12 protein-coding genes are annotated in these 12,469 nt (G+C 34.1%); 5 read left to right on the top strand and 7 right to left on the bottom strand.

Annotated elements, in window-relative coordinates; translation table 11 throughout:
* The first annotated feature begins 6 nt into the window (after nt 1-6).
* The 5 genes from NTZ27_09025 to NTZ27_09005 all read left to right on the top strand — a co-directional run bounded on the left by NTZ27_09025 (nt 7) and on the right by NTZ27_09005 (nt 5,168).
* Nucleotides 7-1,032 (top strand): HAMP domain-containing sensor histidine kinase, encoded by a 1,026-nt coding sequence (locus tag NTZ27_09025; protein MCX6174878.1) that lies wholly within the window; start codon nt 7-9, stop codon nt 1,030-1,032.
* Nucleotides 1,022-1,738: a response regulator transcription factor gene (locus tag NTZ27_09020; protein ID MCX6174877.1), complete on the top strand. Its 717-nt coding sequence runs from the start codon at nt 1,022-1,024 to the stop codon at nt 1,736-1,738. The genes NTZ27_09025 and NTZ27_09020 overlap by 11 nt, the downstream gene beginning before the upstream one ends.
* A gap of 180 nt (nt 1,739-1,918) precedes the next feature.
* Nucleotides 1,919-3,778 (top strand): T9SS type A sorting domain-containing protein, encoded by a 1,860-nt coding sequence (locus NTZ27_09015; GenBank protein MCX6174876.1) that lies wholly within the window; start codon nt 1,919-1,921, stop codon nt 3,776-3,778.
* Between the two features lie 19 nt (nt 3,779-3,797).
* Nucleotides 3,798-4,142: a hypothetical protein gene (locus NTZ27_09010; GenBank protein ID MCX6174875.1), complete on the top strand. Its 345-nt coding sequence runs from the start codon at nt 3,798-3,800 to the stop codon at nt 4,140-4,142.
* 9 nt (nt 4,143-4,151) lie between these two features.
* Nucleotides 4,152-5,168, top strand: coding sequence for a TlpA disulfide reductase family protein (locus NTZ27_09005; GenBank protein ID MCX6174874.1), 1,017 nt, complete (start codon nt 4,152-4,154; stop codon nt 5,166-5,168).
* On the opposite strand, the gene NTZ27_09000 is transcribed toward NTZ27_09005, so the two are convergent.
* The 7 genes from NTZ27_09000 to NTZ27_08970 all read right to left on the bottom strand — a co-directional run bounded on the left by NTZ27_09000 (nt 5,165) and on the right by NTZ27_08970 (nt 12,383).
* Entirely contained in the window at nt 5,165-5,413 is a 249-nt protein-coding gene (locus tag NTZ27_09000) for a zinc ribbon domain-containing protein (GenBank protein MCX6174873.1), read from the bottom strand. The two genes, NTZ27_09005 and NTZ27_09000, sit on opposite strands and share 4 nt — an antisense overlap.
* A 141-nt stretch (nt 5,414-5,554) precedes the next feature.
* Nucleotides 5,555-6,211 (bottom strand): fumarylacetoacetate hydrolase family protein, encoded by a 657-nt coding sequence (locus NTZ27_08995; protein MCX6174872.1) that lies wholly within the window; start codon nt 6,209-6,211, stop codon nt 5,555-5,557.
* A gap of 35 nt (nt 6,212-6,246) precedes the next feature.
* A complete protein-coding gene (locus tag NTZ27_08990) occupies nt 6,247-7,500 on the bottom strand; it encodes an asparagine synthetase B (protein ID MCX6174871.1) in 1,254 nt (417 codons plus the stop codon).
* 93 nt (nt 7,501-7,593) lie between these two features.
* Complete coding sequence (gene clpX / locus NTZ27_08985) at nt 7,594-8,847, bottom strand: ATP-dependent Clp protease ATP-binding subunit ClpX (protein MCX6174870.1); 1,254 nt, start codon at nt 8,845-8,847, stop codon at nt 7,594-7,596.
* Between the two features lie 2 nt (nt 8,848-8,849).
* A complete protein-coding gene (locus tag NTZ27_08980) occupies nt 8,850-10,700 on the bottom strand; it encodes a tetratricopeptide repeat protein (GenBank protein ID MCX6174869.1) in 1,851 nt (616 codons plus the stop codon).
* Nucleotides 10,690-12,171: an FAD-binding oxidoreductase gene (locus NTZ27_08975; protein ID MCX6174868.1), complete on the bottom strand. Its 1,482-nt coding sequence runs from the start codon at nt 12,169-12,171 to the stop codon at nt 10,690-10,692. Before NTZ27_08975 ends, NTZ27_08980 begins: the two co-directional genes overlap by 11 nt.
* On the bottom strand, nt 12,168-12,383 hold the full coding sequence (locus tag NTZ27_08970) for a hypothetical protein (GenBank protein ID MCX6174867.1): 216 nt from the start codon (nt 12,381-12,383) through the stop codon (nt 12,168-12,170). Before NTZ27_08970 ends, NTZ27_08975 begins: the two co-directional genes overlap by 4 nt.
* Between the last annotated feature and the right edge of the window lie 86 nt (nt 12,384-12,469).

The raw sequence follows: 12,469 nt of genomic DNA, 5'->3' as shown, positions 1-12,469 counted from the left end.
AGTGAAATGAAAAAAAGCCGTTCTCTTTTATTTTTAATATTCGCATTTGTATTTGCACAAATTGCCTGGATGGGATTATTGGGGCTTTGGATTTATTGGTATGTTTCCAATTATCTAATCTTTAAGCAGGTTGGTGATAAACTTTCCCCCAAAATAATTTTGGACAGCCCCAATGTTGGCGTTTTTGTATTCGGTATCATCTTAATTGCTTGTGTTGCTGTTGCTATTTTTTTGTTTTTTAGAAATCTTACGGTGCAGATGAAACTCACACGTCTTTATGATAATTTTATTGCGAATGTAACACATGAATTAAAATCACCGCTTGCGTCTATTCAACTTTATCTCGAAACTTTAGACACCAAAGATGTTCCAAAAGAAAAACAAAAAGAATTTTATGCCTTAATGACTCGTGATGCAAACCGGCTGAAGAAACTTATTAATTCAATTTTAGAACTATCGCATTTGGAACAAAAAAGAATTGTGCACAATTATCAAGTATATGATGCAGACAGCATATTCCGGCAATTAATAGAAAACTCTATTGAACAATTCCGGATCCCAAAGGCAAATGTAAAAATAGAAGGAAGCACATTGTGTAATTGCGTGATTGATAAAGATTCCATGCAGATAGTATTTGATAATTTAACCGACAACGCAAAAAAATATTCATCAGGCAATGCTGAAATATTGGTTAAGCTGTCAACACATCAAAAACATATATTGATAGAGTTCATTGATAATGGTATTGGTATCTCTGCAAAATATCAGAAAAAAATATTTTATAAATTTTTGCGGATCAGTAATAAAAATATTCCTAATGTTAAAGGTACAGGGCTTGGTTTATATTGGGTGAAAGGAATAATTAAACAGCATGGCGGAAAAGTTTCAGCTTATAGTGAAGGAATAAATAAAGGGACGTGCATAAGAATTGAATTGCCGATATATCAAACATCTAAAAAGTTTTATATTAATTCATTATTGAGAAAGACTGCTCAAAAACAGAAATATTTGGAAAAGCAAGATGGAGAATAATTCATTTAAGAATTCAAAGATCTTATTGGTTGAAGATGAAGAGACACTTGCTGTTGGTCTTGAATATAACTTAACCGACGAAGGTTATATTATTGATTGCGCAAAAGATGGAAAACAGGCATTGAATTTTTTTGATTCTAAGGTTTATGATCTGATCATTCTAGATATAATGCTTCCGTATTTTGATGGTTATGAAGTAGCGGAAAAAATACGTGCTAAATCTCCTCAGATGCCGATTCTTATGCTGACAGCAAGAACTACAGCTGCAGATAAAGTTAGAGGACTTGAAGCAGGAGCGGATGACTATTTAACAAAACCGTTCAATCTGCAGGAACTATTGCTTCGTGTAAAGGGAATGTTAAAGCGAAAGATGTGGTATCAATCGTTTGCCGGGTTACCACCATTATATCAATTCGGTAATAACAAAATTGATTTTGAAAATCTGAATTGTTTAAGCGGATCAAAAAAAATTGCATTGACGCAGCGTGAAGCGATGGTATTAAAATATTTGATCGAAAGAAAAGGGAAGATTGTTTCCAGAAAAGAACTTCTGGAAAATGTCTGGCATCTAAATCCGGAAATTGAAACAAGAACAGTTGATAATTTTATTGCACGGCTGCGTAAATATTTTGAACCCGATCCTAATAACCCTGTTTATATAAAAAGTATCCGCAGTGCCGGATATTCTTTTGTTGATGCAAAATAACTGCCTCTCCTTTTAAGGAATTACTCAAAAACCCCAAAATTGTTTTTCCTGGCAAACCCTGAAGATATTCGGTTGACCTTTAAGGCTCGCAATTAAAAGGACTTTGGGTGACATTTGATTTTGATTGAATGAATGAAATTACTTCATTAGTTTTTATTACGATAAAAAGTTGAGGGTAAAATGAAAAAGTGTTTTCTAATACTTACTTTGCTGTTTTTACAAACTCTCATCCTATCTGCACAAGACACAGGAACTATAACCGGAAAATTAGTTGATCAAAACGGAATTGGTTTAGGGGGATTACAACTTAAGCTTTACATTTCTTCAAGAGATTATCCGCCTATTACCTCAATGCCGGACGGTTCTTTTACTTTTAATAATATTTCTAATGTTAAAGACGAACAACTTCCAACCGGTTATATTGTTTCAGCTAATTATCCAAATCCATTTAATCCTAAGACAAGAATAGACATTACACTACCAAACAGTGGTAATGTTAGAGTTGAAGTTTACAACTTGCTCGGTCAAAGTGTTCGAGATGAGATTGAAAAATATTTTAGTGTTGGCGAAAGTTACATTGATTTAGAACTGAACGGATTACCGAATGGTTTTTACCTCGCTAGGATCACATTAAGTGAAAAATATTCAGTTATAAGAAAACTGATGTTGATTTATGGAGGCCAGCATTTATCTCCTTCAATTGGTGTATCGAATTTCAGGTTGAACAAGTCAACACTTCATGCAAGAATTGATAGTCTTGTAGTTACCGGGACTTCGATTTCAAGAAAAGTATTCACAAATCTGCAAGATTTTACAGTCAGTCCTATGAATCTCGGCAATTTAGTTATTGGGATACCTCCACAAGTTCCATTATTATATATTCCAGTAAATGGCGCAACAAATATTTCTGTTCCACTAACACTGAACTGGTATGCAGTTGGTGGTGCAACAAGTTATACATTACAAGTATCAGCGAACAGTTCGTTTTCTAATTCTATTATTTTTAATCAAAATGTAGGCAATATCTTTAACCAACAAATAACCGGTCTCAATTATTCTGCAACATATTACTGGCGAGTAAGTGCAACTAATAATAACGTTACTTCCGATTGGTCTTCGCCATGGTCATTTACTACTCAAGAAACACCACATGTTCCACCATCTACACCAATATTATCATCCCCATCAAATGGCGAGAAAAATATTTCGCTTTCTCCAACGCTCAGTTGGAATGCTAGCAATTACGCAACAAGCTATACATTACAAGTATCAATTCCAGACAACGCAAATAATTTTAATGAAAACAGAATTATTTGTAATGGTGATGTAGGTAATAATACAAACCAACAATTAACCGGTCTTTATTATTCTACAAAATATGTCTGGCGTGTAAGTGCAACAAATAGTTACGGTACTTCTGCTTATTCACCTTTATGGTTATTTACTACGACAGGAGGACTACCATGCCCAGGAACACCGACAGTTTATTATGAAGGTAAAACATACAACACAGTACAAATAGGAACTCAATGTTGGTTAACTGAAAACCTTAATGTAGGAACTATGGTACAAGGGAACCAAAACCAAAGCGGTAATGGAATAATAGAAAAATACTGCATCAATAACGACACTACTAATTGTACTACTTATGGTGGCTTGTACCTGTGGGATGAAGCAATGCAATATGGAACAGCGGGCAATAAAGGTATCTGTCCAACCGGATGGCATATACCCACACAAGTTGAATTCCAAACATTAAGTGCCGCTGTAAATGGTAACAGTAACTTATTGAAGGCAGCTATACAGCCAACTTCAAACGGAACTGGTACAAATGCTAGCGGTTTTTCCGCATTACTTGTAGGTATGCATTGGACTTCAATGGAATTCCAGGATCTAGGGAGTAAAACTACTTTTTGGAGTTCGTATTCTAGTCAGACGTATTTCGCATATACTATGGTTCTAACCGCTAACAATAGCACCATTGACGTAACCGAGAATGGAAAAAATGCCGGTTTTAGTGTTAGGTGCATTAAGGATTAGAAAAAAAGATGAAACAAAAATGAAAAGAAACATAGAAGGAAAAATATTTTTTTTAATTCTTTTTGGTTTTACTGTAAACACTTCAGTTGCTCAACATATAAGTGTTGAAATAAAAAATTTAGAGAATGAGAAAGCATATTTCTCATCGTTAAGCGGCGAAAAGATTACGCTTATTGATTCTATAAACGCAATTGGAAAAGAGAAATTTAAATTCAATCTTGATAACCCCAAATACCACATTGGCCTTTATCGGTTATCTTTCGATAAAAACAAATGGATTGATTTTGTAAATGATGGCGAAGATGTTATCATAACAACAAATGCAAATAATGTATTAGATAGTCTGCAAGTAGTAAGTTCTTAGAGCAACAAATTGTATTATTCTTTTATTAAACTAAACAAACAGTACAAAATCAAAACTGAATTATTACAACTTATTTTAACCCGTTACCCGAAAGAAGATAACTATTACAAGACAACTCAAGACAGATTAACCCAAATACAAAACGAATACATAGAATTTATAAATGTAACTGCTCAAGCAAGTCCGTCATCATTTATAGCAAAGTATATTAAATCAGCTCAGCTTCCGGTTATTGATAATATAGTTCAGCCGCCGCTTTCATATCTAAAGTCGCATGCATTAGACAATGTTGATTTTAATAATTCATCGCTGATTAATTCAGATGTATTCACAAATAAAACAATAGAGTACTTAACATATTTCCGTAACCCTCAATTGCCGCTTGAGCTTTTAGAAAAAGAATTTATGTCTGCTGTTGATTTAATTCTAAACAAAGCAAAAGTAAACCAACTTGTCTATCAGCATGTTGTGGAATATCTGATTGACGGATTTAAGAAATTCGGTTTTGATAAAGTTTTGGATTACATCGTTGAGAATTATGTAATAAAAGATGATCTCTGTTTGGATGTAAAAACAGAAGGACTAATAAAAAGAAGAATAGACCAAGCCAAGTTTTTGAAGATCGGAAATGTTGTTCCAAATATTATTATCTCTGATTTATCCGGCAAGCAAATTGAATTGAACAAAATGAAAGCAGAGAAAACATTAATTGTATTTTATGCAAGCTGGTGTCCGCACTGTAAAGAACTTTTACCAAAACTGAATGAATTTTATAAAACTCTAATAGAAAATAAAATTGAAGTGCTTGCCATTTCTTTAGATTCAAAAAAAGATGATTGGCAGAATTTTATTACTGCAAATTGTCCATCATTAATAAATGTGTCGGATTTAAAAGGATGGGATGGAAAAGCAAGCGCAGATTATTTTATCTATGCTACACCAACAATGTTTTTAGTAGATAAGGACAAAAAGATAATTAGCAAGCCGATGACAGTTGAAGAGGTAAAAGCTCTATTAAAGTTTTAATTCAATCCGCACATTCCGTTAGCACAGCCTCCGCCATAAGAAGACATATCGCAGTTTCCGTCTGCACATGATGGACCGCTATCAAAATTTGATGAACCGGTAGAAGCGCTGAACGATGAAAGAAGTTTTTTGTAATTCTTCGATTGGCAATCGGGACAGATTACTTCTTCAAGATTTGCAGATGATTTGTGAAGTACTTCAAATTTTTTATTGCAATTGTTACATTTGTATTCAAAGATTGGCATGTGATTCTCCTTGTGTTTTGTCATGTTGAGCACATTCACTTCGTTCAGTGTAAACTCCGCGACGAATCTTTTCAATAATTACTTTGAGATTCTTCTCCCGACTCTTCGGCTTTGCTCAGAGTCGTTATCAGAATGACAAATCTATTTTACTTGTGTTTTTATCTTTCCAATATTTTCTATTTCAGCTTCAATCTTATCACCGGGAATAACTTTACTAACTCCTTCGGGTGTTCCGGTAAATATTAAATCTCCTTTTTCAAGAGTCATTTTTGCGGAAATATATTTTACAATTTCGACCGGAGAAAAAATCATATTTTTAATAGACGAATTTTGTTTTGTAATTCCATTCACCATAAGAGAAATGTTTTCATCACCGCGTAACTGATAATCTTTTTTAAATACAACATCAGTAAGAACCGCCGCAGTATCAAAACATTTTGCAAGTGTCCACGGCTCACCTTTTTTCTTGAACTCCATCTGTAGATCTCGTAAAGTCATATCTAGTCCAACTGTATAGCCTTGGATCGCATTTTCAGCTTGTTCGTTATTTGCATTCTTAACCGGTTCACCTATGTAAAGAACTAGTTCAACTTCGTGGTGTAATTCATTTGAATAAGTCGGATGAACGACAGATTCTCCTGAGTAGATTACATTTGAAGCGGGTTTTAAAAAAATAATTGGAAATTCGGGTACTTCATTACCTAGTTCTTTTGCATGTGCCGCGTAATTTCTGCCAACGCAAACCAACTTACCAATCGGAACTTGTTCACTATTATTTTTGAATTTTAGATATTTCATGATATTTATTAGATGATAGTTATTAAAATTGGTTTCTATGTTTTCTGTTCTTTTTTCTTAGCTGCTGGGAAAAGAATATTATTCAAAATTAATCTATAACCAGGAGAATTTTTATATAAACTTAGATCGGTCGGTGGATCGCCAACAGCATGCTGATAATCTTCAGGATCGTGCCCGCCATAAAAAGTAAATGTACCGCGTCCGTAATTTCCGTGGATATATTTTACTTGATCTGTTCCTGCACGTTCACCTAAAATATAAACAGAGTTCTTAATAAATTTTTTGTGGAACATAGTGGTTTGACCCATGAACCCGTGAATTACATTCACATGATCTTGCGTCAACATTGTTGGCACAGGATCATATTTTGCCGAGAAATCAAATAACGTGAAGTAATCATTTCTTTGGTCTCCAACTTCCAACGGTTGAATATCAATATCGCTGTATTCATAGATAAGCGGATTCATCTCTAACTTAAAATTCTGGAAAGCGAAAGTGTTAGAAAAATCTAATTTATTTTGTGCATCAACATCCGGCGGATCGCCGTCATACATTCGATCAACTATATCTACATTCATTGCTGCAAGAGTAATATCATATGAATCAGTTGCAGAGCACATAGCAAACATGAATCCGCCTTGAGCTACATAATTTTTAATTGTCTGAACAACAGCTTTTTCCATATCCGATACTTTTTTGAATCCTAATTTTTTAGCTTCATTTTCGTAGAGCATCTGTTGTTCAATGTACCATTGTGCACCGCTGAATGACGCATAAAATTTTCCATATTGCCCCGTAAAATCTTCGTGATGAGAATGAAGCCAATCATATTTTTCAAGATCGCCGCGAAGAATTTCTTCAATCCAAATTTTATCATAACTAACTTCCGCATAGTTTAGCGCTAGTATAACAGCATCATCCCATGGTTGGAACCCAGGCGGGACATAAACAGCAATTTTAGGTGCTTTCTCAAGCCGCACAACTTCCATATTTTGATCTTCACTTTGTACGAGTGAATATATTTGTACAGCATCTTGATTTGAAAGAGTTAGGAAGGCAACACCTTTTAATCTGCATCGCAGAGCAAGCTGTTCGGAGTAATCGAACATAAAAGATCCGCCGCGGTAGTTAAGAAGCCAATCAGAAGTAATCCCATCTTTCAGAGCATTGAAAGTTATTCCATATGCTTTAAGATGATCTGTTTGATGCAGGTCCATATAAATAAGAAGTTTTGCCTGCGCAAAAAGTGATGATGAAACAAATAAGATTATAAAAAGAATTTTTTTCATTTAATAAATTTAATTGGCGGGCTTAAAATAAAACCGGCTTAATCCATACTCAATTAATAAATGAATCAAGCCGGGAAAAATTATATAAAGTTCTTACGCTGTTTTTCTATCACTTTCTATATAAACCGGCTTCTCGCCTTTGGTAACAGTATCGCGAGTAACCATACACTTATCAATGTTTTCTTTTGTTGGAAGTTCATACATGATATCAAGCAAAATTCCTTCAACTATAGAACGTAGAGCACGTGCACCGGTTTTTCTCTCCATTGCTTTCTTTACAATTTCTTCCAAAGCATTTTGATCAAAACTTAATTCCACGCCTTCCATCATAAACAATTTTTGATATTGCTTAATGATCGCATTCTTAGGTTCGGTTAGGATATTTTTCATTGCTTTAGAATTTAGTGAAGCAAGCGGTGCAATGATTGGTAATCGTCCAACCAGTTCAGGAATCAATCCGTATTTCACCAAATCTTCCGGCTGAACTTTCTGAATAAGATTATCTCTATCTGTTTCTGACGAATTTGAAATGCTGGTATCAAACCCGATTGTATTTTTGTTTATGCGGGAAGCAACAATAGATTCGATTCCGTCAAATGCGCCGCCGCAGACAAACAAAATATTTTTTGTATTAACATTTATTAAACTTTGTTCCGGATGCTTTCTTCCTCCGCGAGGCGGAACACCGGCAACAGTTCCTTCTAAAATTTTTAAAAGTGCTTGTTGTACACCTTCACCTGAAACATCTCGAGTAATAGAAGTGCTTTCACTCTTTCTGGCAATTTTATCGATCTCATCTATGTAGACAATTCCTTTTTGAGCTTTCTCTAAATTATAATCGGCTGCTTGAAGCAGACGAACTAAAACAGTTTCTACGTCATCACCAACATAGCCTGCTTCGGTAAGTGTTGTTGCATCTGCAATAGCAAACGGAACGTCTAAAATTCTTGCGAGCGTTTGGGCTAATAATGTTTTCCCAACGCCTGTTTGCCCGATCAAAAGGATATTGCTTTTTTCTATTTCGACATCATCCATTTCAAAAAGAGAATTTGTTGCATTGCTTCTTTTGTAATGATTGTAAACTGCTACCGCTAGAATCTTTTTTGCAAGATCTTGATCTATAACATATTCATCCAAACTTTTCTTGATTAGATCAGGAGTTAGTGAGGAATGATAGGTTTCTTTTTTTGGTGTTGCAGTAATATTATTCTTTAAAATATCTATACTGGTCTTGATGCAGATGTCGCAGATATAGACATCAGGACCTGCAACCATTGATGTAACTTCACTGCCATCCCTTCCGCAAAAGGAACATTTAACTGTACGAGGTTCTCGAGGATCGCTCATTTTTAACCATTTTTTGTTGGAAGACTATTTAACGCTTCACGCGCACGGTCAAAATAGAGTGAGTTTGGGAAAGTTTCAAGTAATTTCTGATAGATTTGAGTAGCCTTTTGAAGATCTTTAGTTCCGTATTGATAGCACTGGGCAAGCAAGAAAGTGGCTTTTTCACCGAAAATCGAATTATTCCCATCTTTTGTTATCTCTTCAAAAATTTTAATAGCAGATAGTAGATCATTTTCAGCCAACAACATTTCAGCAAAATATATTTTTGCGAAATCATTTAGAACAAATAAGTTGGGGCGATCACTTAGAGTTTTAAATTCAATCGCCGCCTGTTTGTGTTTATTTTGTATTGCAAGAAGATCTGCATGAGCATACAAAGTAAGATTTAATGAATCTTTTTTAGTTGTACTAATAATTGATGAAAGTTCGATTGCATCATTAGCGAAATCAGCGGAAAGATTTTTTGATACTTCTCTAAATAAGCCGATTGATTTAGAAAAATTATCTTTCCAGAATTCTATTCTTGCTAAATAAAAGTTTGTTTCTGATAAATCATTTGAATCAATACGTTGAGATGATAATGCTTTTTGAAAATAAACTTTTGCTATATCCAAACCGTCTCTTTGGATTGCAATTTCTCCCTGCGCAATAAGTGATTGAACACCATAGTTAGTGTTTGGAGATATTTGAGAAAGTTTTTTATAGAAAGAATCTGCTTTTTGATAATCAAAAATTCTAGTTCTATAAATTTCAGCTATTCTAAATAATGCTTCTATATTGACCGCATTCCCCGGTGTTGTTATAATAAATTCTTCATATGCATTAATAATTTTTTTGTACTCGTCTGTAAAAAGTGGTTCGTGTTTTATAAATGGTTTCCAAGAATCATTACGCTCAAAAAATTTTTGATCTAACGACGCTTCCAAAGTTCTTGCATAACCGATTTTTGAGATCTGATAATAAGGTGAGTTTAAATAATTCTTAGTGATAAAATTGTAAGCTTCCGATGCCCAGTTATATTGTTTATTACGGTAAGCTTCTTGAGCAAATATAAAAACATAAGTTCCATTAACTTTATATTTTTTCTCAATTTCAATTACGTTCTCGAAAGCATCTTTGTAATCATCTGTTGATTGATATACAAATGTTAATAAATCGAAAAGTTCGATTTGTGATTTTGATTCAGAATAATCTTTTACTGCACGGATTGTTTGTTCTGCAGCTCCTGGTCTGTTCAAGTAACTGCTTATTCTTGCTTTTGCGGATTGGATCTGTTCGGGATGAGCTTCAATCAAACTACAAAATTCAATTGCAGCGTCTGAGAATTTAAAATTTGCTGCATAAATATTAGCCAGATCCATTGAAAACATGATAGGATCGCCTGAAATCTTTTTACCGCGTTTCAGAACATCAATTGCTTTCTCGTATGCTCTATTTTCTATAGCATAATTTGCAATTACTCTATAACCTATATAAGAGGATGGATTTATAGCTATCCCTTTTTCCCACGATTCAAATGCTTTCTCCGATTGATCCATAATAAAATATGTTGAGCCGAGCAGGCCGTAGAGGTTGTAATCATTAGGGACCTGATTAATTTTTTGAAGTAGCAGTTTTATTGATTCGTTATATTTTTTTTTTGAGATAAAAATTTTGTTCAATGATTCAAAAAAAACATTATTCATAGGCTGGATTTCAACCAACTCGCGGTAAATAATTTCTGCTTTATCGAATTGACCTGCTTGTTCATAAGTCTGTGCAATACGTAAATGAACATCGGTATTTGCATCCTGTGCTTTTAATACAGCAGCAAAAGACAAAACAATTATTATGAGTAAAGATCTACCTACCATTAGCTGAGTCCAAATATTTCTCGTCGAAAATATTTCCAACATTTAGAATTTTGTTCGGATCAAAAACTAATTTTAGTTTTGCCATCTTTAGAATATTATTTTCCCCATACATCATTTTTAAGTAATCTCTTTTCAATTTGCCTATACCATGCTCGGCTGAAATTGTTCCCTCCAGTCGGACTGCTTCCGCACAAATATTAGCGTAGATCTGTTTTGATTTAAAATATTCCAATTCATTCTTTGGCAGCATATTTAGATGAGGATGGCAATCACCGAAGTGACCATATACAACGTAATCAATATTTTCTTTTTTTACTGTTTCTTTCATCCAATAATAAAATGACCTGAAATGGATTACCGGAACGGATACATCCGTTCCAACTTTTTTAAAATTGTGTTGTGAAATAAACTCATTTACTTTCCAGGAAATGGCATGGCGGAATTCATGAAATTTTTCTTGTTCAATTTTATCAAAAGCAAACCAGACAGAATCATCGTTACAATTATATTTATTTAAAAGAGAGACCCAATTTTCAACGATATCATCGTTATTCGTGTTGTAGTCTTCTTCAAACCAGACAGCGGCTTGCGAAAGCTTTGGAATGTTAGGATAGTCTTTTTGTAGAAATCTTAAAGCTTTTTCATCAAAGAATTCCAATGCGCGTGCTTTTGGAAATGGAGAATTATTTTGTCTTAGCTCTCTCGCCTCATCAATAAAATCTAAAGCATTATTCTCTGTTTGGAAAAATGCAACACAGGATAAAAATTTTTTAGGCAGACCAATCAATTCCAATTTTATTTCTGAAATTATTCCCAGTGTTCCTTCTGATCCAATAAAAAGATCTATCAAATCCATATTTTTTTTACAATAATATCCGGCAGCGTTTTTCGTCTTGGGCATTTTATAATTCGGGATCTTAATCGAAATAACTTTACCGGATTCAGTCTTGATATTTGCCTCATACTGATTAGCAATATATTGCCCCCGCTCGATTGCGATTATTTCTCCATCAGACAAAATAATTCTTAACCCGAATACGTAATTTCTGGTAGCGCCGTATTTAAATGTTCTGGCACCGGATGCATTTGTTGAAACAGTCGCGCCGATAAAACAATTTCGCTCTGTGGGATCCGGCGGATAAAATAAATTTTGCGCTTCAACAAAATCTTGAAAGTCTTTTAACACAACCGCAGGTTGAACAATTACAAATTTTTTTTCAAGGTTCAATTCAAGAATTCGATTAAACTTTTCAAGAGAAATAATTATTCCACCTTCCGGCACACGGCCGCCGGTTAATCCTGTGCCGTTGCCGGAAACGGTTACTCTAATATTTTCCTTACTAAATTTTTTGAGAAGGCCAACTATCTCTTTTTCACTTTCAGGAAGATAAATTGAATCAGCATTACCTTTATAATTGGAAGCGTCCGATAGATAGTTTTGAAATTGTTCAGGATCGTTCTTAATAATCATTCAGTTGGTTTGCCGTGTTTCTTCATTATCTTTTTCCAAACCTCAAGATTGAGTTGCTCTGATTCATCAATAAGCATAATAGGAATATCATCCTCGATTCGGTATCGTCTGCGTGTAGCTTTGTCCGTTGACACCAAATAATTATCATCTAATACTAAATCTGCTTTTGTCTCCGGACAGCAGAGAATATCTAAAAGTTCTTTTGAAATCATAATTGCCTCTCAAAACTAATCTGTTTAATTGGTAAATTTATATTAAGATTTTCTCCAATAAATCTAACTAATTTTTTTACAAATAT

It is taken from the genome of Ignavibacteriales bacterium (assembly GCA_026390775.1).
Taxonomy (GTDB): domain Bacteria; phylum Bacteroidota; class Ignavibacteria; order Ignavibacteriales; family Melioribacteraceae; genus Fen-1258.
Note: the sequence above shows the minus strand (reverse complement) of the source record. Positions and strands in the feature narration are given on the sequence as shown.